General features: G+C 59.4%; 19 protein-coding genes. 15 read left to right on the top strand and 4 right to left on the bottom strand.

What is annotated here, in order from left to right; translation table 11 throughout:
• Nucleotides 1-13 precede the first annotated feature (13 nt).
• Together EGJ09_RS21475 and EGJ09_RS21470 are read right to left on the bottom strand one after the other, a co-directional pair.
• Nucleotides 14-1,180, bottom strand: coding sequence for a PLP-dependent transferase (locus EGJ09_RS21475; RefSeq protein ID WP_125924753.1), 1,167 nt, complete (start codon nt 1,178-1,180; stop codon nt 14-16).
• Between the two features lies 1 nt (nt 1,181).
• The gene (locus EGJ09_RS21470) at nt 1,182-2,810 is read right to left on the bottom strand and encodes a B12-binding domain/radical SAM domain-containing protein (RefSeq protein ID WP_125924730.1); all 1,629 of its coding nucleotides are present in this window, start codon (nt 2,808-2,810) and stop codon (nt 1,182-1,184) included.
• 93 nt (nt 2,811-2,903) lie between these two features.
• On the opposite strand from EGJ09_RS21470, the gene EGJ09_RS21465 reads away from it, so the two are divergent.
• Nucleotides 2,904-3,998 carry a D-alanine--D-alanine ligase family protein gene (locus EGJ09_RS21465; RefSeq protein WP_125924729.1) on the top strand — a complete coding sequence of 365 codons (1,095 nt, stop codon included), beginning with the start codon at nt 2,904-2,906 and terminating at the stop codon, nt 3,996-3,998.
• On the opposite strand, the gene EGJ09_RS21460 is transcribed toward EGJ09_RS21465, so the two are convergent.
• On the bottom strand, nt 3,958-4,653 hold the full coding sequence (locus EGJ09_RS21460) for a GntR family transcriptional regulator (RefSeq protein WP_042111626.1): 696 nt from the start codon (nt 4,651-4,653) through the stop codon (nt 3,958-3,960). The genes EGJ09_RS21465 and EGJ09_RS21460 overlap by 41 nt on opposite strands.
• A 410-nt stretch (nt 4,654-5,063) precedes the next feature.
• Between EGJ09_RS21460 and flhA the strand changes: the two genes are divergently transcribed.
• The 14 genes from flhA to EGJ09_RS21390 all read left to right on the top strand — a co-directional run bounded on the left by flhA (nt 5,064) and on the right by EGJ09_RS21390 (nt 19,146).
• Nucleotides 5,064-7,193, top strand: a complete 2,130-nt coding sequence (flhA, locus tag EGJ09_RS21455) for a flagellar biosynthesis protein FlhA (RefSeq protein ID WP_046785346.1) — start codon at nt 5,064-5,066, stop codon at nt 7,191-7,193.
• A gap of 11 nt (nt 7,194-7,204) precedes the next feature.
• The gene (gene flhF, locus EGJ09_RS21450; RefSeq protein WP_046785345.1) at nt 7,205-8,512 is read left to right on the top strand and encodes a flagellar biosynthesis protein FlhF; all 1,308 of its coding nucleotides are present in this window, start codon (nt 7,205-7,207) and stop codon (nt 8,510-8,512) included.
• 93 nt (nt 8,513-8,605) lie between these two features.
• Complete coding sequence (gene fleN / locus EGJ09_RS21445; RefSeq protein ID WP_011534890.1) at nt 8,606-9,439, top strand: flagellar synthesis regulator FleN; 834 nt, start codon at nt 8,606-8,608, stop codon at nt 9,437-9,439.
• Nucleotides 9,436-10,176, top strand: coding sequence for an RNA polymerase sigma factor FliA (gene fliA, locus EGJ09_RS21440; protein WP_012315498.1), 741 nt, complete (start codon nt 9,436-9,438; stop codon nt 10,174-10,176). The genes fleN and fliA overlap by 4 nt, the downstream gene beginning before the upstream one ends.
• A gap of 104 nt (nt 10,177-10,280) precedes the next feature.
• A complete protein-coding gene (locus EGJ09_RS21435; protein WP_115274187.1) occupies nt 10,281-10,655 on the top strand; it encodes a chemotaxis response regulator CheY in 375 nt (124 codons plus the stop codon).
• Nucleotides 10,656-10,673: 18 nt separating this feature from the next.
• The gene (locus tag EGJ09_RS21430; RefSeq protein ID WP_039601990.1) at nt 10,674-11,462 is read left to right on the top strand and encodes a protein phosphatase CheZ; all 789 of its coding nucleotides are present in this window, start codon (nt 10,674-10,676) and stop codon (nt 11,460-11,462) included.
• Between the two features lie 12 nt (nt 11,463-11,474).
• Entirely contained in the window at nt 11,475-13,694 is a 2,220-nt protein-coding gene (locus EGJ09_RS21425; RefSeq protein ID WP_125924728.1) for a chemotaxis protein CheA, read from the top strand.
• Nucleotides 13,695-13,740: 46 nt separating this feature from the next.
• The gene (locus EGJ09_RS21420; RefSeq protein ID WP_125924727.1) at nt 13,741-14,871 is read left to right on the top strand and encodes a chemotaxis response regulator protein-glutamate methylesterase; all 1,131 of its coding nucleotides are present in this window, start codon (nt 13,741-13,743) and stop codon (nt 14,869-14,871) included.
• The gene (locus tag EGJ09_RS21415) at nt 14,871-15,611 is read left to right on the top strand and encodes a flagellar motor protein (RefSeq protein WP_012315493.1); all 741 of its coding nucleotides are present in this window, start codon (nt 14,871-14,873) and stop codon (nt 15,609-15,611) included. Before EGJ09_RS21420 ends, EGJ09_RS21415 begins: the two co-directional genes overlap by 1 nt.
• 3 nt (nt 15,612-15,614) lie before the next feature.
• Complete coding sequence (motD, locus tag EGJ09_RS21410; protein ID WP_046785341.1) at nt 15,615-16,472, top strand: flagellar motor protein MotD; 858 nt, start codon at nt 15,615-15,617, stop codon at nt 16,470-16,472.
• Nucleotides 16,473-16,563: 91 nt separating this feature from the next.
• The gene (locus tag EGJ09_RS21405) at nt 16,564-17,355 is read left to right on the top strand and encodes a ParA family protein (RefSeq protein WP_046785340.1); all 792 of its coding nucleotides are present in this window, start codon (nt 16,564-16,566) and stop codon (nt 17,353-17,355) included.
• Entirely contained in the window at nt 17,352-18,227 is an 876-nt protein-coding gene (locus tag EGJ09_RS21400; RefSeq protein ID WP_125924726.1) for a CheW domain-containing protein, read from the top strand. Before EGJ09_RS21405 ends, EGJ09_RS21400 begins: the two co-directional genes overlap by 4 nt.
• 42 nt (nt 18,228-18,269) lie before the next feature.
• Nucleotides 18,270-18,749: a chemotaxis protein CheW gene (locus EGJ09_RS21395; RefSeq protein WP_003254393.1), complete on the top strand. Its 480-nt coding sequence runs from the start codon at nt 18,270-18,272 to the stop codon at nt 18,747-18,749.
• A 1-nt stretch (nt 18,750) separates the two neighbouring features.
• On the top strand, nt 18,751-19,146 hold the full coding sequence (locus tag EGJ09_RS21390; protein WP_119687533.1) for a DUF2802 domain-containing protein: 396 nt from the start codon (nt 18,751-18,753) through the stop codon (nt 19,144-19,146).
• A gap of 107 nt (nt 19,147-19,253) precedes the next feature.
• Here EGJ09_RS21390 and EGJ09_RS21385 read toward each other — a convergent pair whose 3' ends face one another.
• Nucleotides 19,254-22,049 carry a dermonecrotic toxin domain-containing protein gene (locus EGJ09_RS21385; protein WP_125924725.1) on the bottom strand — a complete coding sequence of 932 codons (2,796 nt, stop codon included), beginning with the start codon at nt 22,047-22,049 and terminating at the stop codon, nt 19,254-19,256.
• Between the last annotated feature and the right edge of the window lie 32 nt (nt 22,050-22,081).

Genomic DNA, 22,081 nt, shown 5'->3' with positions numbered 1-22,081 from the left:
GCGGTTGGAATGACTAGTGGGTGAATGCGTTAGAAAGGTCGCGAATTAACTCATCTGGATCTTCAAGGCCGAGGTATATCCTTGCGCATTCACTGTTAATACCTAGTCGTTTTGCTGATGGCATGTTTTGAGTATCAATAATATTAATGATGCTTATTGCACCGCCCCATCCGTAGCCTATCTTTATTACGTTTAGGCGGTTTAGGCGAGATATCAGTTCGTCACGAGAGCATGAAAACTCAGCGGTGAGTAGGCTGTTGAATCCAGTGATCATGGAGTTTTGTAGGTGGAGCTCAGTGTTCTGGAGAATTGGATGTATCACTTGTTTTAAAAGGGGCATTGGCTGGAGGCTTCGAAGCACCTTGCGAGTTGTGCTCATTTGGAACGATAGGCGAGCGCCCAGTGTGCTAATTGATCGAATTGCTGCTGAGCAGGCTTGTGAGCTCACATGGTTGCCCATTAGTGCGGATGTGATTTTCAAGTTTAAATACAAATCTTTTCGCTTAGTTGTTAGTGCTCCGAGAGATATGCCCTCTATCGCCCCGTGGTATTTGCTCATTGATATCAAGCTGATATCCGCGCCGAGTGATAAGGGGTGGTGAAATACTGATGCTGCCCATGTGTTGTCGGCGACAATTAACGCTGGATGGTCGTGTCGTGATTTGACAATTGCTCGAATATCCATGACCTCATACATGAATGCGCCGGGGTTTTCAAAAATGATTAATTTTGTCTTTAGGGTTAATTTGTTTTTTAGAGTGGCGGCGTCGTTGGGTGTGAAGTATTCAATTTTTACGCCTATCTTTTCAAAGTAAGTCAGCAGCCACTGTGTGGAGTAAACGGTGGTGTCTCCAGCAAGTACGTGATCACCTGGTTTTACAAATGTTGATAGCAGTAGGTTGAAGGCGGATTGCCCGGAGGGTGTTAAGACTGCGAATTTGCCCTTTTCAATGCTGGCCACCCGCTGAGAGAGTTGGCGGGTCGTTGGAGTATCAACGCCGCCATAGTACAGGCCATTGAAAAGATCGTTGTCTGTATCTGCCAGGCTTTCCTCATTGATAGGTGGCAGCTGATCAAAGCTGTCAACTAAATAGCTGGTGCACTCCATAGCTGGCGTTTGTGTTGATTGGATTTCTCCTACAGGGAATAGGCCAACCTGTGCCAGTTTGCTAAGCGTCATCTCAGACATCGATTGCCTCGAACTCATTGAGGAGATGGATTATTTCTTTAACTTCGCTAGTCTGAGGTGGAGAGACATCGGGTAAAGGGTACTCGTGGGAGGCTTCACCGAATCTGTGGAAATATTCAAGCAGTTCACCTTCGGGAGTGCCCCAGCGTAAGTAATTTTCATTTTCGCTTTCGCGGCAACTCCGCAGGGGGTGCTGGACTGCCCAGTTTGCGCTTAGGGCAACAGGCTGTCCGGTCTCCCGCTTAAGCGCTATGAGACCATTCAGTAAACTTCGGCGGCTGGTATGCGCTTCACCCAAGCCAAACAGTAATGCGCACCCGCAATCGATGTGGTTTGCTGCCATAAAGTCCAGAGCTTGTATGAATCGGTCTTTCCACGTTCGTTTTTTGCCGTCAACGTCTTTGCTCATACCTCCAATTTCTTGTGGTTCAAGCGTTTCGAGCCCGATGAAGACATACCTCAGACCACATTTGGCTAGCCGTTGAATTAAGTCCTTTTTTCTAAGAATCTGATCAATCGTGAATTGGCCACCAAAAATGATTTCTAGCGGGTCTTTCTCAAGCAATTGACATAATTGAGTAATTGCGACTGGGCTGCCGCTAAGGAGTATCGAATCTTCGACGAATGCACTTGCTCCCTTGTTGGGATGATCTTGCTTTACTGCGCTAATTGTCTCTTTGAGTTGGTTATACAGTCGTCGTGGGGCGCCTTGAATTTCTTGAATGTTTCCAACAATGCTCCGGCGCTCACTGCAGAAAGTGCAGTCATAGATGCACCCAGGACCAGTATCGCTAAAAATATGTGAGGTCATGCGTCCTTGGAAAACATCAAACGAAGCGGTAACCCCAAACGTACCGACTACCGAGGGCAGTTCGTCGTGCTGCAGGGGGTTGCCATCACTTACAAGTGTTTTATCGATACGCGGGAAGTCAGCGATCCATCGCCCTTCGGTTTTCGTATCCAGATTTTCTGCAATGAACGTCGTAGGGTTATGATTGGAGCGACTAAAAAGCTCTCCGATCTCTGCAATCAACTTTTCCGCTTCGCCGGAAATTATGACGTCGAAAAGTGGGGGGATCTCAAGCTCTCTAATAAGGCGCCCCGGCGAGGCTCGATGGTGTTTGACAACGGAAGGTGATCTTCTTCTTTCGTCAGAAAGGTAGATCGTTTCATTTATATGTCGCCCACCCAGTATGATGAGTGCTCTATCGCCGAGCATCTTTCTTGCGAGTTTTGCACATTTCACTGCACCAGGCATGCAGAGCGTCATGGCACCAATGAACAGAATATTGGGAAGAGATACTTGTATTAAATTTTCGAGACGATGCATGTCATCCAGTGAGTACATGAGCAAAAAGTGTTCTCTCAGCTTTTTGTCAGGTCGCCCCCAATTGCTGTTTGCCCAAGCGCCTTTCCTTTCTTGCGCAAGGCTTGCCGCGCAGCGGCATGCGTTAAATAGGCTGACAGGGTCGGTGCTGTTCAAGGCCCTGCCTGATTTGGAGCCGCTGATGCATTCTGGTGCTGAGATCGCGATCGCTCTGATCTGGAGATCCGGCGCGGCGTTTAGGGACTCGCAAGAACGCTCGCCCAGGCTCCCCCCGTTGGTGATTTCTAAAGCCATGGTCTTCCTTTCCTGGATATCGGCAATAGCCGTTGTTATATTTGTTGGATATTGGATACAGTAGCCAAAATTTCCAGGCCGAGGTCTATCGAAATGAAACAAAATGTGATCGCATTGGTTTTTGGGGGGAGGAGCTCAGAGCACTCAGTGGCGCTCCGCTCCGCCTCTATGATTCACGAGGCGCTAATGGCCCTCGGTCACCGTGTGCACTGTGTGGGGATAGATCGTGAGGGGAGCTGGAGATATCAGGGGGAGCCGTGCCAGTTTCCAGGCGAGGTTGATCGGTCGGCGCCTTTGATTTCAATACGTCCAGGTCATCCCTCGCTCTCGTACACAACTCAAGGGAGCGACACGGTGGAGATTGCGATCGATCTGCTCTTTCCGGCACTGCATGGTCGGTGGGGGGAGGATGGGACGATTCAAGGATTGGCAGCGATGTGCGGTTTGCCTTGTGTGGGCTCCGGGGTGCTGGGTTCAGCAATGTCCATGGATAAGGATGTTACGAAGAGAATGCTCCAGTCTTCTGGGCTAGTTGTGGGGCCATGGAGGGCCATGAATTTCATGCGCCCCTGGGAAGAACTGGTCGAGTGCCTGGGTAGCAGCACGCTCTTCGTGAAGCCCGCTAATTCGGGGTCATCGATTGGTGTATCTAAGGTATCCAATGCCTTGGAGTATGCTGAGGCATTTGCTATTGCAGCATGTCAAGACGCAAAGGTGCTTGTGGAGGCTGAAATCTGTGGAAGAGAGATAGAGTGTGGTGTGCTCGAACTTGAGGAAGGCTTGATCGCCTCGGTGGTGGGTGAAATACTTAAAAAGGAAGGGCAGGCATATTACGATTATCAGGCGAAATATGATTCTAAAAGCGGAGCAGATATTCGTGTGCCAAGCTTATTGGCACCGGACATTGTCGAACGCATTCAGGATTTATCCGTTCAAGCATTCAGATGCCTTGAACTGAAGGGATACGCCAGGGTGGATTTTTTCTTGACAGAGGATGGTGCAATTATTCTCAATGAGGTCAATACGTTACCCGGATTTACAGGTTCCAGTATGTACCCGAAAATGTTTGAGTGCTCCGGCTATCCCCCTGAGAAGCTAGTAGGAGCGCTGGTGGAATATGCGCTCTCGTCAGCATCGAAGGACCGTTTTAAGGCGCGTCCTGTCGACGCCGTGTCTCCAGAAACGTAACGATTGAATCTCGTCCCTCGGCAAGGTGCTCGGCCAAATATTGCTTGGCGGCTTCGCGATCACCCTGAGCGCACGCTTTCACAATTCGTTTGTGATCCTGTTGCGATTTCTTGTGGTAGTCGAGATTTGTCAACAAAAAACGAAGATGGCGATCCACCGAGTCATGAAGGGACTTAATCAATGCAAGTAGCCTGGGGCGTTTGGCTTTTGAATAAAGAAGGTGATGAAACCTTTCATTTAGTTCGCTAAGCTGGTGCGGATCTGTTGCCTGCTCCATTGTAGACACGAGGTCATGCATCTGCGCCAGATCATTCGCTACAATATTGGAAAAACCAAAATCCAGGGCTGTGCATTCTGCCATGATCCGCATGTCATAGATCTCGACAATATCTTCAATCGTCATGATCGCTACAGATGCGCCTTTATGGACTTCATAGGTAACAAGCCCTTCGGCCTCCAATTGCCTTATGGCGTCCCTTACCGGCATTCGACTCAAACCGAATTTTGAGGCGAGCTCTTCTTGGCGCAAAGCCGTGCCTTCGGCTATTGCGCCAGAAAGTATGCCTTCCCGTAGCGACTCGACTACATAATCCATCGCGGTTTTATGGCGATGTTTGTCAGGAACGATAAAGCTATCGAGAGAGTTTGCCACCATGTTCTCCGGGTCAAGCGATGCAGTCAAAAACGCTGGCGAAGGTATCACAGACTCACTAGGGCTACCAATCGAGTCATTGACTGATGTTCAGTGCCTTATAGCTGTCATTTGCCCCCTGCATGCGCATAGAAACCACGCGCTTTGGCATGTTCAAATCAGTGTGAGTTTTTGCAGCGGATCAGCCTCTCTGTGGTTTTCCGAGAGGTGAAGCTTTGGGTCGCTGCCATTGAAGCGAGTGGGTAGGAGGTCTTGTTTCTCTTGTTGATTGCCCGCTGATGAGCCACCAGTCAACGCGATGGGGCCCGCCCGGTTCACGTTTCACGTGGGATCGGTCAAAGTTGGAAAGCTTCTTGCAAAGCCACGCCCAAGCGCCCCTTGGGCGTCAAAGTTTTGCTTGAAGAGGGCTCTCGGTGGATCGCAGTCAGTTAATCAACAACGCACGCCACAACCTGGCCGGCCTGGGCCGGGGCAACCTGGGTGTGCCGCTGTTGCTGCTGGTGATGTTGGCAATGATGATGTTGCCGATACCGCCGTTCCTGCTCGACGTGTTCTTCACCTTCAACATCGCGCTGTCGATCGTGGTCCTGCTGGTCTGCGTGTATGCCTTGCGGCCACTTGATTTTGCCGCCTTCCCCACCATTTTGTTGGTCGCGACGCTGCTGCGACTGGCGTTGAACGTCGCCTCCACGCGCGTGGTGATGCTCCATGGTCAGGAGGGCCATGGTGCCGCAGGCCAAGTGATCCAGGCTTTCGGTGATGTGGTGATCGGCGGCAACTATGTGGTCGGTGCGGTGGTGTTCGCCATCCTCATGATCATCAACTTCGTGGTGGTCACCAAGGGTGCCGGGCGCATCTCTGAAGTGAGCGCGCGTTTCACCCTCGACGCCATGCCCGGCAAGCAGATGGCGATCGACGCCGACCTCAATGCCGGCCTCATCGATCAGGCCCAGGCCAAGGCGCGGCGCGCTGAGGTCGCCCAGGAGGCCGAGTTCTACGGTTCGATGGACGGTGCCAGCAAATTCGTGCGCGGCGACGCCATCGCCGGCCTGTTGATCCTGTTCATCAACCTCATCGGCGGCATGCTCATTGGCATGCTCCAGTACAACATGTCCTTTAGCGAGGCCGGCAAGGTCTACGCGCTGCTGACCATCGGTGACGGTTTGGTGGCGCAATTGCCATCACTGCTGCTGTCCACCGCTGCCGCGATCATGGTGACCCGTGCCTCCGGCTCCGAGGACATGGGCAAGCTGATCAACCGGCAGATGTTCGATTCGCCAAAAGCGCTGGCGGTGTCGGCAGGCTTGATGATCGTCATGGGCCTGGTGCCGGGCATGCCGCACTTCGCTTTCATCAGCCTTGGGCTGTTGGCCGGCGGTGGTGCCTATCTGGTGTGGAAGAAGCAGCAGAAGGCCAAGCTCGCCGCGCAGCAAGAGGTGCAACGCCAGCAGGACCTGTTGCCGTCGCCGCAACGGGCGATGGAAACCAAGGAGCTTGGCTGGGATGACGTGACGCCGATCGACATGATCGGCCTGGAGGTCGGCTACCGCCTGATCCCGCTGGTCGATCGCAACCAGGGTGGGCAGTTGCTGGCCCGGATCAAGGGGGTGCGCAAAAAGCTCTCCCAGGACCTGGGCTTCCTCATGCCCACCGTGCACATCCGCGACAACCTCGACCTGCAGCCCAGCGCCTACCGCCTGACGCTGATGGGCGTGATTCTGGCCGAGGCCGAGATCTACCCGGACCGCGAGCTTGCCATCAACCCGGGGCAGGTATTCGGCACCCTCAACGGTATCGCCGCCCGTGATCCGGCCTTCGGCCTGGAAGCGGTCTGGATCGATATTGGCCAGCGCGCCCAGGCGCAGTCGCTGGGCTACACCGTGGTCGACGCCAGTACCGTGGTTGCCACGCACCTCAACCAGATCCTGCAGAAGCATTGCCATGAACTGATCGGCCACGAGGAAGTGCAGCAACTGCTGCAGGTGCTGGCCAAGGCTTCGCCTAAACTTGCCGAAGAGCTGGTGCCTGGTGTCATTTCCTTGTCGGGGCTGCTCAAGGTCCTGCAGGCACTGCTCGCCGAGCAGGTGCCGGTGCGTGACATCCGCAGCATTGCCGAGGCCATCGCCAATAATGCCGGCAAGAGTCAAGATACCGCCGCGCTGGTGGCGGCAGTGCGCGTCGGATTGTGTCGCGCCATCGTGCAAAGCATTGTCGGCGTTGAGTCCGAGCTGCCTGTGATCACTCTTGAGCCAAGGTTGGAACAGATTTTGCTCAATAGTCTGCAAAGGGCCGGGCAAGGTCAGGAAGACGGTGTTCTTCTGGAGCCGAGCATGGCCGAAAAGCTGCAGCGTTCGTTGATCGAAGCGGCCCAGCGTCAGGAGATGCAGGGCCAGCCGGCCATCCTTCTGGTTGCCGGCCCGATCCGAGCCATGCTGTCGCGCTTCGGCCGCCTGGCTGTACCGAATTTGCATGTTCTGGCGTATCAGGAAATACCGGATAACAAGCAAGTCACCATCGTTGCCACCGTGGGCCCCAACGGCTGAGGTAGTGGGTTATGCAAGTTAAGCGTTTTTTCGCCGCCGATATGCGCCAGGCCATGAAGCTGGTCCGTGATGAGCTGGGCTCCGACGCCGCCATCATCGGTAACCGGCGCATCGCTGGCGGTGTCGAACTGACGGCCGCGCTGGACTACAAACTGTCCGCGTTGGCCCCGCGCGTGCCCAATGCCGAGCTCGAGCACGAGCTGCGCAAGACCCAGACGCGCATCGCTACTGCCCAGGCCGAGCTGGACAACCGCAGTGATGCCACCGAAGGCAGCCGCCAATTGTTCGCCGGCCAGTCGCTGACCGCCTCGCAGCCGTTGATCGAACCGCATGTGGATGTACCGGCCCCTGCAGCACCTGCTGCGCCGGCACCGGTCGATCCGCGCCTGTTCGATGCCATGCGCTCTGAGCTGTCGGGCCTGCGCGAGCTGCTGGAAGTGCAGCTTGGCTCGCTGGCCTGGAGCCAGCTGCAAGGCAGCAAGCCGGCGCAGGCCAACCTCTGGCGCCGGCTGCAGCGCATCGGCCTGTCGGGGCCGATCGCCCGCGAGTTGCTTGACCTCACCGCCGAAATCGAGGAGCCGCGCCAGGCTTGGCGCATGCTGCTGGCGCACTTGGCACGCATGATCGAAGTGCCTGAGATCGAGCCGATCGAAGAGGGTGGTGTGATCGCCATGGTCGGCCCCGCCGGCATGGGCAAGACCACCACCCTGGCCAAGCTGGCGGCGCGCTATGTGCTCAAGTACGGCCCGCAGAACCTGGCCCTGGTCAGCATGGACAGTTTCCGCATTGGTGCCCAGGAGCAGCTCAAGACCCTGGGGCGCATCCTCAACGTGCCGGTGACCTATGTAGACCCCGGCCAGTCGCTGGCCCAGGCGTTGGAGCCGCTGCTGCGCAAGCGCGTGGTGCTGATCGATACCGCCGGCCTGCAGGCCAGCGACCCGGCCCTGCGCATGCAGCTGGAAAGCCTCGCCAGCCGCGGCATCGCCTCGAAGAATTACCTGGTGCTGGCCACCACCAGCCAGAAGCAGGTGCTGACGGCTGCCTATCACAGCTACAAACGCTGTGGGCTGGCCGGCTGCATCCTGACCAAACTCGATGAAACGGCGAGCCTCGGCGATGTGCTGAGCCTGGCCATCAGTCATGAACTGCCCGTTGCCTATCTTACCGATGGCCCGCGCATTCCTGACGACCTGCACTTGCCGCGGGCGCACCAACTGGTTACCCGCGCGGTCAATGTGCAGTTGCAGGACGAGCCCAGCGAAGAGGCCATGGCCGACATGTTCGCTGATCTCTATCACAACCCAAGGAGAGCGGGTTGATGATCAAGCGTATGCAAAATACCTACACCAAGGGGGCCGCAGTCATGCCCCACGTGTGGCTTGGGTCCAAGCGAGACAAGGTGAACAACGAACATGGGTAGCATGCATCCCGTACAGGTGATCGCCGTAACCGGTGGCAAAGGTGGCGTCGGCAAGACTAACGTTTCAGTGAACCTGTCCCTGGCGCTGGCCGAGCTCGGCCGCCGGGTCATGCTGCTGGACGCCGACCTGGGCCTTGCCAACGTCGACGTATTGCTGGGCCTGACCCCCAAACACACCCTGGCCGATGTCATTGAAGGGCGCTGTGAGCTGCGCGACGTGCTGCTGCAAGGGCCGGGCGGCGTGCGCATCGTGCCGGCGGCCTCTGGCACGCAGAGCATGGTGCACCTGGCCCCGGCCCAGCATGCCGGGCTGATCCAGGCCTTCAGCGAGATCGGCGACAACCTCGACGTGTTGGTGATCGACACCGCTGCGGGGATTGGTGACTCAGTAGTCAGCTTCGTCCGTGCAGCCCAGGAAGTGCTGCTGGTGGTGTGCGATGAACCCACCTCGATCACCGATGCCTACGCGCTGATCAAGCTGCTCAATCGCGATTATGGGATGAACCGTTTCCGCGTGCTGGCCAACATGGCGCAGAGCCCGCAGGAAGGGCGCAACCTGTTCGCCAAGTTGACCAAGGTCACCGACCGCTTCCTCGACGTTGCCCTGCAATACGTCGGCGCCGTGCCGTACGACGAGTGTGTGCGCAAGGCGGTGCAGAAGCAGCGGGCAGTCTACGAAGCCTTCCCCCGTTCCAAGTGTGCGCTGGCCTTCAAGGCCATTGCACAGAAGGTCGACAGCTGGCCGTTGCCGGCCAATCCGCGCGGGCATCTGGAGTTCTTCGTCGAGCGCCTGGTGCAGCCCACCAGCGCAGGGCCGGTCCTATGAGTGCGAGCGGGTTCAAGATGTACAGCAAGGCGTCCAAGGACGCCCAGTACGATCTGGTTGAACGCTACGCGCCGCTGGTCAAGCGCATTGCCTACCACCTGCTGGCGCGCTTGCCTGCCAACGTGCAGGTGGAAGACCTGATCCAGGCCGGCATGATCGGCTTGCTTGAGGTGGCCAACAAATACGACGCCAGCAAGGGCGCCAGCTTTGAAACCTATGCCGGCATCCGCATCCGCGGCGCCATGCTCGACGAGGTACGCAAAGGTGACTGGGCACCGCGCTCGGTGCACCGCAACACGCGCATGGTCAGCGATGCGATGCGCGCTGTGGAAGCAAGAACCGGCCGTGACGCTAAAGATCATGAAGTTGCGGCCGAACTCAAGTTGAGTCTCGATGATTACTACGGGATTTTGAACGATACCCTGGGTAGCCGCCTGTTCAGCTTCGACGACCTGTTGCAGGACGGCGAGCACGAAGGGTTGCACGAGGAGGGCGCCAGTGGCCAGGTCGAGCCGTCGCGCGACCTGGAAGACGAGCGCTTCCAGGCCGCACTGACCGATGCCATCGCCAACTTGCCGGAGCGCGAGCGGCTGGTGCTGGCGCTGTACTACGACGAAGAGCTGAACCTCAAGGAAATCGGTGAGGTACTGGGGGTCAGCGAATCGCGTGTCAGCCAGTTGCACAGCCAGTGCGCCGCGCGACTGCGCAGCCGTCTTGGGGAATGGCGGGCGCGTTGAGCTCGGGGTCGTTGCAGTCGTTTTCACGTTGTACCGAATTGATTGAATGCGCGCTCGGGGCCGAGCGCGTTTGAGACTGCTTGGAGGTCTAATTGAACAAAGACATGAAAATCCTCATCGTTGACGACTTTTCGACGATGCGGCGGATCATCAAGAACCTGTTGCGTGATCTGGGCTTCACCAATACCGACGAAGCCGACGACGGCACCACGGCATTGCCGATGCTCGAAAGCGGCCATTACGACTTCCTGGTGACCGACTGGAACATGCCTGGCATGTCCGGCATCGACCTGCTGCGCAAGGTACGTGCCCACGACCGCCTGAAGGCCATGCCGGTACTGATGGTGACGGCCGAAGCCAAGCGCGACCAGATCATCGAAGCGGCTCAGGCCGGCGTGAATGGGTATGTAGTCAAGCCGTTCACCGCCCAGGTGCTCAAAGAAAAGATCGAGAAGATCTTCGAACGCGTCAACGGCTGAACAAAGTCAGGGGGCGCCATGGAATCAACACAAACGTCTTTGGGGGAGTTTGAGTCAACCCTGAAGAAGCATGCCCAGGAACTGGTCGAAAGCCTGGAACGGGGCCGGTTCGGCGAGGCGGTGCAGCTGATTCATCAGCTCAACCAGACCCGCGACCGCGGCTTGTATCAGGAAGTCGGCAAGCTCACCCGCGAGCTGCACAGTGCGATCGTCAGCTTCCAGATCGACCCGCGCATGCCGCAGGCCGAGGAAGTCTCGCAGATCACCGACGCCACCGAACGTTTGTCCTATGTGGTCAAGCTTACCGAAGGCGCCGCCAACCGCACCATGGACCTGGTGGAGGAGAGCACGCCCGTGCTCAACGACCTGGCCGCTGAGGCGCAGAACCTGAGTGTCGACTGGCAGCGCTTCATGCGCCGCGAAGTCGCTGCGCCGGAATTCCGCGAGTTGGTCAAGCGTGTCGACAGTTTCCTGACGCACAGCGCTGAAGGTAACCGCAAGGTATCTGGCCACCTCAATGACATTCTGCTGGCTCAGGACTATCAGGACCTGACCGGCCAGGTGATCAAGCGGGTGACCGCGCTGGTGACCGAAGTCGAAAGCAATCTGCTCAAGCTCGTGCTGATGGCCAGTCAGGTCGACCGTTTTGCCGGTATCGAACATGACCACCAACAGCTGCGCGCTGAAAAAGATGAAGAAAAATATCCGGCTCGGGGTGAAGGTCCGCAGATTCATGCCGATAAGCGTGAAGACGTTGTGTCCGGTCAGGACGATGTCGATGATCTGCTGTCCAGCCTGGGTTTTTAAGGAGCACGTTTAATGAGCTTCGGCGCCGATGAAGAAATCCTTCAGGATTTCCTGGTAGAAGCCGGCGAAATTCTTGAGCAACTGTCCGAGCAACTGGTCGAGCTGGAAAGCCGGCCCGATGATGCCGACCTGCTCAATGCGATCTTTCGCGGTTTCCACACTGTAAAAGGGGGCGCCGGCTTCCTCCAGCTCAATGAGCTGGTGGAGTGCTGCCATATCGCCGAGAACGTGTTCGACATCCTGCGCAAAGGTGAGCGCCGGGTCGACGCGGAACTGATGGACGTGGTGCTCGAAGCGCTGGATACGGTCAACAGCATGTTCGGCCAGGTGCGCGAGCGCAGTGAAGTGACCCCGGCCACGCCCGAGTTGCTGGCGGCCTTGGCCCGCCTGGCCGAGCCGGGTAGCGCCGAAGCTGCTGCGCCGGTGGCCGAGGCTGCACCTGCGCCGGCCGAGCCTGCCGCCGAGGCAGACATCACCGACACCGAATTCGAGCAGTTGCTCGATTCGCTCGATGCGGTCAAAGCCCAAGCAGCGGCTGCCGAACAGCAGCTGCAGGGCGAAACGTTGGCCGGCTCCGGTGACGAGATCACCGACGACGAATTCGAGTCGTTGCTTGACCAGTTGCACGGCAAGGGCCAGTTCTCGGCCGAAGTCGTTGCCACTGAGCCCGTGGCCGCTGCAGCCAGCGCGCCAGCCAGCGACGAAATCACCGACGAAGAGTTCGAGTCGCTGCTGGATCAGCTGCACGGCAAGGGCACGTTCCAGGCGGACGCGCTGCCTGCTGCCGTTGCTCCGGTGGCCGGTGAAGTGCCAGCTGCCGGTAGCGGCGATGAAATCAGCGAGCACGAGTTCGAGGCATTGCTCGATCAGTTGCATGGCAAAGGCAAGTTCACCGGCGATGCCGTGACCGCTGAAGCGCCCGCCGCCGTTGCCACCCCTGTCGCCGCCAAGCCGCAAACCCAGCCTGTGGCCAAGCCGGCACCGGCACCTGCTGCTGTGGCCAAGCCTGCCGCGCCGGCCCGCGTGCCCGCACCGGCTGCCGAGAAGCACGCAGTCAGCGAAGCGGAAACCACCGTGCGCGTCGACACTGCGCGCCTGGACGAGATCATGAACATGGTCGGCGAGCTGGTGCTGGTGCGTAACCGCCTGGTGCGCCTGGGCCTGAACAGCGGTGACGAGGCCATGTCCAAGGCCGTGTCGAACCTCGATGTGGTCACGGCCGACTTGCAGACTGCGGTGATGAAGACCCGCATGCAGCCGATCAAGAAAGTCTTCGGCCGCTTCCCGCGCCTGGTCCGCGACCTGGCCCGCCAGTTGAAGAAAGAGATCAACCTGGAACTGGTCGGTGAAGAGACCGACCTGGACAAGAACCTGGTCGAGGCATTGGCCGACCCGCTGGTGCACTTGGTGCGCAATGCGGTTGACCACGGTGTCGAGATGCCTGAAGAACGTGAAGCCTCGGGCAAGGCGCGGACCGGCCGCGTGGTGCTGTCGGCCGAGCAGGAAGGCGACCACATCCTGCTGTCGATTTCCGACGACGGCAAAGGCATGGACCCTAACATTCTGCGCGCCAAGGCCGTGGAAAAGGGCTTGATGGACAAGGATGCCGCCGACCGTCTGAGCGAGTCGGACTGCTACAACCTGATCTTCGCTCCGGGCTTCTCGACCAAGACGGAAATCTCCGATGTGTCCGGCCGTGGTGTCGGTATGGACGTGGTCAAGACCAAGATTTCCCAGCTCAACGGCTCGATCAATATCTTCTCGGCCAAAGGCCAGGGTTCGAAGATCGTCATCAAGGTGCCGCTGACGTTGGCGATCATGCCGACCCTGATGGTGATGCTGGGCAACCAGGCGTTCGCCTTCCCGCTGGTCAACGTCAACGAGATTTTCCACCTGGACCTGTCGCGCACTAACGTGGTCGACGGCCAGGAGGTGGTGATCGTACGCGACAAGGCGCTGCCGCTGTTCTACCTCAAGCGCTGGCTGGTTCAGGGCCAGGTGCATGAGGAGCAGCGCGAGGGCCACGTGGTGATTCTGTCTGTGGGCACCCAGCGCATCGGCTTCGTGGTCGACCAACTGGTGGGCCAGGAAGAAGTGGTGATCAAGCCGCTGGGCAAGATGCTGCAGGGCACCCCGGGCATGTCCGGCGCCACCATCACCGGCGACGGTCGCATTGCGCTGATTCTCGACGTACCGAGCATGCTCAAGCGTTACGCGGCGCGGCGTATTTGATTTCGGTGGCGCGCCCTTGCCGGCTGCGCCACCTAATGGAGTGTTTATGGCAGTCAAGGTCCTGGTGGTGGATGATTCGGGTTTCTTCCGCCGCCGCGTCTCGGAAATCCTCTCGGCGGACCCGACGATCCAGGTCGTCGGTACCGCGACCAACGGCAGGGAAGCGATCGACCAGGCGCTGGCGCTCAAGCCCGATGTCATCACCATGGACTACGAAATGCCCATGATGGATGGCATCACCGCAGTGCGGCACATCATGCAGCGCTGCCCGACGCCGGTGTTGATGTTCTCCTCGCTGACCCACGAAGGCGCCCGGGTGACCCTCGACGCGCTGGATGCCGGTGCGGTGGATTACCTGCCGAAGAACTTCGAGGACATCTCCCGCAACCCGGAGAAGGTCAAGCAGATGCTGTGCGAGAAGGTTCACACCCTTTCGCGCAGCAACCGTCGTTTCGGTGGTTACGCAAGCCCCGCTGCGGCGGCTGCGCCGGCACCTGCCAGCGTTGCGCACACCGCCACCAGCAGCCTGACCAGCCCGGCGCCAACGCGCAGCGTGGCGCCTGCCCGTGCGGCGGCGGCACCGGCGTCAACCCATTCGCCAGCGCCCAAGCGCAAGCCCTACAAACTGGTGGCTATCGGTACGTCGACCGGCGGCCCGGTCGCCCTGCAGCGGGTACTGACGCAACTGCCTGCCGGGTTCCCGGCGCCGATCGTGCTCATCCAGCACATGCCGGCGGCGTTCACCAAGGCTTTTGCCGAGCGCCTGGACAAGCTGTGCAAGATCAGCGTCAAGGAAGCCGAGGACGGCGACTTGCTGCGCCCAGGCCTGGCCCTGTTGGCCCCCGGTGGCAAGCAGATGATGATCGATGGCCGGGGCACGGTGAAGATCCTGCCCGGTGACGAGCGCCTGAACTACAAGCCCTGCGTGGACATCACCTTCGGTTCGGCAGCCAAGTCGTACGGTGACAAGGTGCTGTCGGTGGTGCTTACCGGCATGGGCGCCGACGGCCGTGAGGGCGCGCGCCTGCTCAAGCAGGGCGGCAGCACCGTGTGGGCCCAGGATGAAGCCAGTTGCGTGATCTATGGCATGCCCATGGCCATCGTCAAGGCCAACCTGGCCGATGCGGTGTACAGCCTGGATGAGATCGGCAAGCACTTGGTCGAGGCGTGTGTCTGATGGATGTCCTTAGCCTGATCGGTCTGATCCTGGCCTTCGTCGCCATCGTCGGTGGCAACTTTCTCGAAGGGGGCCATGTCGGGGCGCTGCTCAATGGCCCGGCAGCCCTGATCGTGCTGGGCGGTACCCTGGCGGCGGCGCTTTTGCAGTCACCGTTGTCATCGTTCAAGCGTGCCTTGCAGATCTTGCGCTGGATCATCTTCCCGCCACGGGTTGACCTGGCTGGCGGTATCGACCGGGTGGTGAACTGGAGCCTGACCGCACGCAAGGAAGGCCTGCTGGGCCTGGAGGGTGTGGCCGATGGCGAGCCCGACCCGTATGCCCGCAAGGGCTTGCAGTTGCTGGTCGACGGCGCAGAGCCCGAGGCCATTCGCAGTATCCTCGAAGTCGATTTTCTCACCCAGGAAGGCCGCGATATCCAGGCTGCCAAGGTGTTCGAAAGCATGGGTGGCTATGCGCCGACCATCGGTATCATCGGTGCGGTGATGGGCCTGATCCACGTGATGGGCAACCTGGCCGACCCGTCGCAGTTGGGCAACGGCATCGCTGTGGCGTTCGTTGCCACCATCTATGGCGTGGCCAGTGCCAACCTGATCCTGCTGCCGGTCGCCAGCAAGCTCAAGGCCATTGTCATGCGTCAGTCGCGCTACCGCGAAATGCTGCTCGAAGGCCTGTTGTCGATTGCCGAGGGTGAGAACCCGCGTTCGATCGAGTTGAAGCTGCAAGGCTTCATGGAGTAACCCATGCGTCGCCGTCGCCATACCGAAGAACACGAAAATCACGAGCGCTGGCTGGTGTCGTACGCCGACTTCATTACCTTGCTGTTCGCTTTTTTCGTGGTCATGTACTCGATTTCCTCGATCAACGAGGGCAAGTACAAGGTCATTTCGCAAGCACTGCTCGGGGTGTTCAACGACCCTGAGCGGAGCATGAAGCCAATCCCTATCGGCGATGAGCAACCGCTCAGCATCAAGCCGGCCGAGCCGTTGATCAAGGACAGCGAGCAGACCGACGCAGGCCTTGCGCAGAGCAGCGTCGACCCACTCAAAGCCATCAGTGACGACGTACGCGATGCCTTCGGTGACCTGATCAAGTCCGACCAGATGACCATCCGCGGAAACGAGCTGTGGGTGGAGATCGAGCTGAATTCCTCGCTGCTGTTCGGCAGTGGCGATGCCATGCCCAGCGACAAGGCTTTCGACATCATCGAGAAGGTGGCGAATATCCTCAAGCCGTTCGCCAACCCGGTGCATGTCGAAGGCTTTACCGACAATCTGCCGATCCGTACCGCGCAATACCCGACCAACTGGGAGCTGTCTTCGGCGCGGGCGGCGAGCATCGTCCGCCTGCTGGCGATGGAAGGCGTCAACCCGGCGCGCATGGCCTCGGTGGGGTATGGCGAATATCAGCCTGTGGCCGGCAATGACACTGCTGAGGGCCGGGCGCGAAACCGCCGTGTGGTGCTGGTGATCTCCCGCAACCTTGAAGTACGCCGCAGCCTGACCGGCTCCGGCAGTGCCAACGCCACACCGGACGCTGCCTTGCGCCGCGCTGGCACACAAAGTGCACCGGCAACCCCAGCAGCGATGGCGGGGCAGTGACTCGTCAATTCTCTGTCACCGTAAACCCTTTGCGGTCCGGAAAACCGGATCGCACAGGGGTCAGCGGCCTCCATGAATCAAGAGTTGTCCTATGAGAGTCTGGGCAGTAGCCAATCAGAAAGGCGGGGTCGGCAAGACCACCACCACTATCGCCCTGGCCGGTTTGCTGGCCGAGGCGGGCAAGCGCGTGGTCGTCGTCGACCTCGACCCGCATGGTTCGATGACCAGCTATTTCGGGCACAACCCCGATGCTCTGGAACACAGCTGTTACGACCTGTTCCTGCACAAGGGCCAGGTGCCGGATGGCTTGCCCGGGCAACTGCTGCTGCCCACCAGCGACCAGCGTATCTCGCTGCTGCCCTCGAGTACCGCATTGGCGGTGCTGGAGCGTCAGTCGCCGGGGCAGAGTGGCCTGGGCCTGGTGATCGCCAAGAGTCTGGCGCAGCTGTGGCAGGACTTCGACTTCGCCCTGATCGACAGCCCGCCGCTGCTCGGGGTGCTGATGGTCAATGCACTGGCCGCCAGCCAGCAACTGGTGATTCCGGTGCAGACCGAGTTCCTCGCGGTCAAGGGCCTGGAGCGCATGATCGGCACGCTGGCCATGATCAACCGTTCGCGCAAGCAGGCCTTGCCGTACCAGATCGTGCCGACCCTGTTCGACCGCCGTACCCAGGCCTCGCTGGGTACGCTGAAAGTGCTACGTGATGCCTATGAGCATCAGGTATGGCAGGGCTACATTCCGGTCGATACGCGCTTGCGCGATGCCAGCCGCAACGGCGTCACGCCGTCACAGTTCGATGGCAAGAGCCGCGGCGTGATCGCTTACCGGGCATTGCTCAAGCACCTGCTCACCTACAAGACTGCAGTACAGGTGGCTTCATGACGGTGAAGACCGGTACCCGGCCGCAACTGGCCCTGCAATCCTATCTGGATGGTCTGCTGCAGGAAGCCACCGAGGCTGAAGGCATTCTTGACCTGCCGGCTGCGAGCGACGAATTTGCCGCTGCCGTGCGCGAAGAACAGGCCCGAGATGCGCAGCCGCAGATCCAAAGCCCTGCAGTCAGCATCCCGGCAAGGCCTTTTGCCGAACCGCAGGCCGGGGTGCTTGCGACCGTCTTGCCGGTCGAAGCGCCGGTCGTGGCGGTGGTCGAGACCAAGGTGGTGGCCGAAGCCGCCATTCCTGTACTGACCCAGGTTCAATCGCCCGAGCCCGTCGCGCCGCTGGTTGAAGTCAACCTGCCCGCGCCGAGTGCGCCCGTGCCACCGGCAACGGTCGATGGTCGCCCGGCCTGGGCGGCCGAGCCCTTCGAGTGCCTGCTGTTCGACGTCGCCGGGCTGACGCTGGCGGTGCCGCTGGTGTGCCTGGGCTCTATCTACAGCCTGGAGGGCCAGGAGCTGACGCCGCTGTTCGGCCAGCCGGACTGGTTCCTTGGCATCCTCACCTGTCAGGCGGGCAACCTGAAGGTGCTGGACACGGCGCGCTGGGTCATGCCGGATCGCTACCGGGACGATTTCCGCCAGGGCCTGCACTACGTCATTTCCGTTCAGGGCTACGAATGGGGGCTGGCGGTGCATCAGGTCAGCCGTTCGCTGCGCCTGGACCCGTCCGAGATCAAATGGCGCAGCCAGCGTGGCCAGCGACCGTGGCTGGCCGGCACGGTGATCGAACACATGTGTGCGCTGCTGGACGTCGCCGAACTGGCCGAGCTGATCGCCAGTGGCGCGGTCAAGCAGTTGCATGCCAAACACAAATAACTGCGAACACACCGCCATCGGCGGAATTTGAGGGCTAGGGGAATGAAAAAGTCGTCTGCACAAGGTTCGGAAGATCCGATTCTGCAATGGGTAACCTTCCGTCTGGACAACGAGTCCTACGGCATCAATGTCATGCAGGTGCAGGAAGTCCTGCGCTACACCGAGATCGCCCCGGTACCGGGTGCGCCGAGCTACGTGCTGGGTATCATCAACCTGCGTGGCAATGTGGTGACAGTGATCGATACCCGTCAGCGCTTCGGCCTGATGCCTACCGAGGTGACCGACAACACCCGTATCGTCATCATCGAGGCTGACAAGCAAGTGGTCGGCATCCTGGTCGATAGCGTCGCCGAGGTGGTCTACCTGCGTCAGTCGGAGATCGAGACTGCGCCGAACGTGGGTAACGAAGAGTCGGCCAAGTTCATCCAAGGTGTATGCAACAAGAATGGAGAACTGTTGATCCTGGTCGAGCTGGACAAGATGATGACCGAGGAAGAGTGGTCCGAGCTGGAGAACATCTGAGTTGATTTTCGAGGTTGCTGTCATCTTCCTGGCGCTGTTGTGGGCGCTGAGCCTGTGGTTCTTCCTCAACTACAGCAAGCGCCAGCGCGAACTCGCTGCCCAGCAGGCCCTGGGCGATGCGGTGCGTGACCAGCGCATCAAGGACCTGGCCAAGCGCCTGGATGACTACCAGAACGGTACCGTGCGCATGGGTGAAGCCATCCATGAGTTGCGCGCGGTGGTGGCCACCTTGCCAGACCGGTTGGAGCGTCTGGAGCAACGCGACCCGAGCAATGTCACCTTCAGCCAGGCGGCCAAACTGGTAGGGATGGGGGCGAGTGTGTCGGAGTTGACCGAAAGCTGCGGATTGACGCAAGCCGAGGCCGAGCTGATGAGCAAGTTGCATCGCAGCGAGTAGTTGAAGCAGCGAGTAGTTGAAAAGGCGACCCAGGTCGCCTTTTCCTTTTCTGTACCGGCTCGTTCAAGCCAGTCTGCGGCTCACACAAACCCCAATGAATATGCCGCTCAGGGCCTGACCCAGGAATTGAATCCGCCGATCCTGGCAATCCGGTCAAGCGGGAGCATCTGCCTTTGCACCGCCCGCAAGTCAGTAAGGTTCACGAACTGCCATGAGTGGGTTCGGGGGAAGGCGTACAGGTTGATGATCTGGCGCATGACGCCGAGCTCTGGCAGGTGGCGATCGACCATGTCGGTGAGCAGCCTCGGCCCGGTGAGGCGGCAAAGGGTCTGGGCATATTGATAGAAGCCGTGCGGGTCAGTTTGCAGGGTAGGCTTGCTGTCGTAGAAGTCTGGTTCCTCCAGGTAGCGCGCATGCATCTCTTCGAGGATTGCCCTTAGTGTCGGATTACCCGCATGGCTGCCTATCAGGCTGCTGTTATAGAGGGTGTTCATGCCCATTTTTTCATTGGACACAGGGGGGTAGAGCAGCAGGCCGCTTTCGGTGGTGGCGAGTGTCACGTCATCAAGCCGCTCACCCGGCTGCCCCCTGGGTACACCGTCGATGACCGAAGGGTACTCACCCGGTGCCAGCAATGCATCGTCGATGTCCATGTACAAGCCTCCCTCGTGCTCTAGCAGGGCAAAGCGCAAGATGTCTGCGGCGGAGGCAAAGTTGCTGGCCACGCCGCCGTTCCCGTCGATCGCCGCCTGATACTGGGTGTAGTTGTCGCTGCCCCGCAAGCTTGCATAGAACGGCTGGTCTTCAAGTGCCAGTACCTCGACCCCCGGGGCATGCGCTGTCAGGCGAGCCAGGTTTTCCTGGAAGGCAGCAGGCTCGGCCCTGGAAAGATAGAGACGCAGCGCGTACTGCGTATCCTGCACTTTCAGGGCGTTGCTGGCGACGTTGTCGATCAACAAGTCCGGAATGACCTTGTCGCCCACCCACACGTTGAGGATCTGCTTGGGGATCGGGCGCAGGTCTGCGGCGTGTGGCGCGGGCAAATCGATGGGGAGCTCCAAGTCCACGCCCAATGCACGCAGGGTTGCCATGCGCATGGCATTGGTGACCGGACGCGTTCGCACATCTACTTCAACCAGGTTGAGCGAGCCCGGCGTTGCGATGTAATAGGTCGGCTCGATTTCATTGAGATCGCTTTGCAGGCGAAACGCATCTGTTTGCATGTCGTAAAGCATTTCTGCCTGATAACCCCCGATCATTGCGGCTAGCAGGTCAGGCGTACCGTCGTAGCGAGGAGTCCTGATGATTGCCCCGGCGACGGCAGTGTTTGCGTCAGCCAGTGGTGCAATAGGGTCCGGGATATGGAAATAATCAGCCACTTCGGCCAGCGGCAGGTGGGGCGGCGTGATGGGGCTCAGTGGGTAGCCAGGTTTCCCGTTGACCCTGCTGGGTAGCACGAAACCATCGTTTTTGATGCGTAGCAGCGTGGGGGCTTCGGACAAGCCGGCAGTGATCAGCGGCGCGGCATTGAGCAACCCGAAGACCGACGTACTGACACCTTCGGCTTTCTGTTGTGCATTCTTGCCTTCAATGGCCTGGTCCAGGCCCAGGCCAAACTGGGCGACGCCGCCCAGGGCGAACAGCGGGGCCAGCTCGGGGACCACCAAAGCCAGGGGTGCCAGCAGATTGATCGCTGAGTTCAGGTAGCCGCGCCACCTGGCCTTGGTCACCTCACTGTCGCTGGTGATGATGAAACTCGCATCCTGGTAGCTGCGCTGCTTCTGGCGTTTGGCCAAGGTAAGGAACAGGTCGCCCTGGATCAGTGGGCTGTAGTCCTTGGCCTTGTAGTTGATGTAGTCCTTTGGTGGCCAGATGCCTTCTGCCGTGAAACCGGGGCGGTTGCTGTCCAGATGATAGGGTTCTGGATAGCTGCCAAGGCCGCACAGGGCAGTGTGAAGGCCGCTGTAGCTCAAGCCGTCTTCGCGGTCAGCGAGCGCGAAGTGGGCTTGAAGTGCATCGCGTTTGTCGGGTGCGCGGCATTGTTCGGCGAACCAGTCCAGCAGGGCCTGTTTGCCCCTGAACTCATGCAGCGGCGAAGCGTTGCCAGGAATGTAGAGCAGAACCAGGTCGCTGACGGCGTCGTTTATACACAGCAGGTCGGTGGCCGCATAACCGTACACATTCAGCAGCCTGGCCCGCACCCTCGGTTTGCTGCTGGCCGTGCCGTCGCTGCGCAGTACCGGGGCCGCAGCTTCCAGGCCACATGCCTGCCAGGCCAGTTGCCTGCCAGCGTCAGTGAGGCTGCCTTCGGCCACTTGCTTGTTGCAGGCGGCGATGAAGTTGATTTTTGCACCGATGCGGTAGTGGTCGAAGTGAGCATCCCAGTAGCTGTCGAGCATCGACTTGTAATGCCCGTGCAAGTCCAGTTCCCAGATAAAGGACTCAAAGGCCTCGGCGTCCAGTGGTACATGGGTGCTGGCGCTGTATTGTTGCTTGTCGCTATGCCTGAACAGGCCGTTGTAGACGCCATACGGTGAGTGGTTGTCCAGCAGGCTTTGTTCGCGCAGGCTGTCGACGATGGTCAGCGGGCCATCGGGTAGATGTCCGGCCCAAGGCGCACCGATTGCCGCGCCCAGCCAGTTGTTGGCCGATTCACCTTGCCAGTTCGACAGCACCGCTTGGGTCAGTGTCATTTTCTGCGCAATGACGGCAACCCAGCCGAGCTTGGGGTTGAACTGGCAGTGCAGCGTGACGGCATCGACCCTGTCAGGGTCAAGGTCTATGGCGCGTTCTTTGGCCCACTGGCGTATGGCGTCGGCTGCTGCGCGGTCCGGGCGCGGAAAACCGGCGAGGCTGTCGCGCACATATTGCACACCCTTGGCATTTACGTATCGGTTCTTCATGGAATTCACTTTCGCAGTGGGGAAGGGCTGGC

Source organism: Pseudomonas sp. p106, from assembly GCF_003936645.1.
Taxonomy (GTDB): Bacteria; Pseudomonadota; Gammaproteobacteria; order Pseudomonadales; family Pseudomonadaceae; genus Aquipseudomonas; species Aquipseudomonas putida_E.
This window is presented reverse-complemented; position numbering and strand designations above follow the sequence as displayed.

What these genes read in the sequence shown, in the direction of transcription:
- EGJ09_RS21475 (WP_125924753.1), bottom strand. Translation starts at nt 1,180, where the DNA reads ATGACGCTTAGCAAACTGGCACAGGTTGGCCTATTCCCTGTAGGAGAA.
- EGJ09_RS21430 (WP_039601990.1), top strand. Translation starts at nt 10,674, where the DNA reads ATGGAATCAACACAAACGTCTTTGGGGGAGTTTGAGTCAACCCTGAAG.
- EGJ09_RS21470 (WP_125924730.1), bottom strand. Translation starts at nt 2,810, where the DNA reads ATGGCTTTAGAAATCACCAACGGGGGGAGCCTGGGCGAGCGTTCTTGC.
- EGJ09_RS21425 (WP_125924728.1), top strand. Translation starts at nt 11,475, where the DNA reads ATGAGCTTCGGCGCCGATGAAGAAATCCTTCAGGATTTCCTGGTAGAA.
- EGJ09_RS21385 (WP_125924725.1), bottom strand. Translation starts at nt 22,049, where the DNA reads ATGAAGAACCGATACGTAAATGCCAAGGGTGTGCAATATGTGCGCGAC.
- flhF (WP_046785345.1), top strand. Translation starts at nt 7,205, where the DNA reads ATGCAAGTTAAGCGTTTTTTCGCCGCCGATATGCGCCAGGCCATGAAG.
- EGJ09_RS21395 (WP_003254393.1), top strand. Translation starts at nt 18,270, where the DNA reads ATGAAAAAGTCGTCTGCACAAGGTTCGGAAGATCCGATTCTGCAATGG.
- EGJ09_RS21415 (WP_012315493.1), top strand. Translation starts at nt 14,871, where the DNA reads ATGGATGTCCTTAGCCTGATCGGTCTGATCCTGGCCTTCGTCGCCATC.
- EGJ09_RS21400 (WP_125924726.1), top strand. Translation starts at nt 17,352, where the DNA reads ATGACGGTGAAGACCGGTACCCGGCCGCAACTGGCCCTGCAATCCTAT.
- EGJ09_RS21435 (WP_115274187.1), top strand. Translation starts at nt 10,281, where the DNA reads ATGAAAATCCTCATCGTTGACGACTTTTCGACGATGCGGCGGATCATC.
- fliA (WP_012315498.1), top strand. Translation starts at nt 9,436, where the DNA reads ATGAGTGCGAGCGGGTTCAAGATGTACAGCAAGGCGTCCAAGGACGCC.
- motD (WP_046785341.1), top strand. Translation starts at nt 15,615, where the DNA reads ATGCGTCGCCGTCGCCATACCGAAGAACACGAAAATCACGAGCGCTGG.
- EGJ09_RS21420 (WP_125924727.1), top strand. Translation starts at nt 13,741, where the DNA reads ATGGCAGTCAAGGTCCTGGTGGTGGATGATTCGGGTTTCTTCCGCCGC.
- EGJ09_RS21465 (WP_125924729.1), top strand. Translation starts at nt 2,904, where the DNA reads ATGAAACAAAATGTGATCGCATTGGTTTTTGGGGGGAGGAGCTCAGAG.
- EGJ09_RS21460 (WP_042111626.1), bottom strand. Translation starts at nt 4,653, where the DNA reads ATGGTGGCAAACTCTCTCGATAGCTTTATCGTTCCTGACAAACATCGC.
- fleN (WP_011534890.1), top strand. Translation starts at nt 8,606, where the DNA reads ATGGGTAGCATGCATCCCGTACAGGTGATCGCCGTAACCGGTGGCAAA.
- EGJ09_RS21405 (WP_046785340.1), top strand. Translation starts at nt 16,564, where the DNA reads ATGAGAGTCTGGGCAGTAGCCAATCAGAAAGGCGGGGTCGGCAAGACC.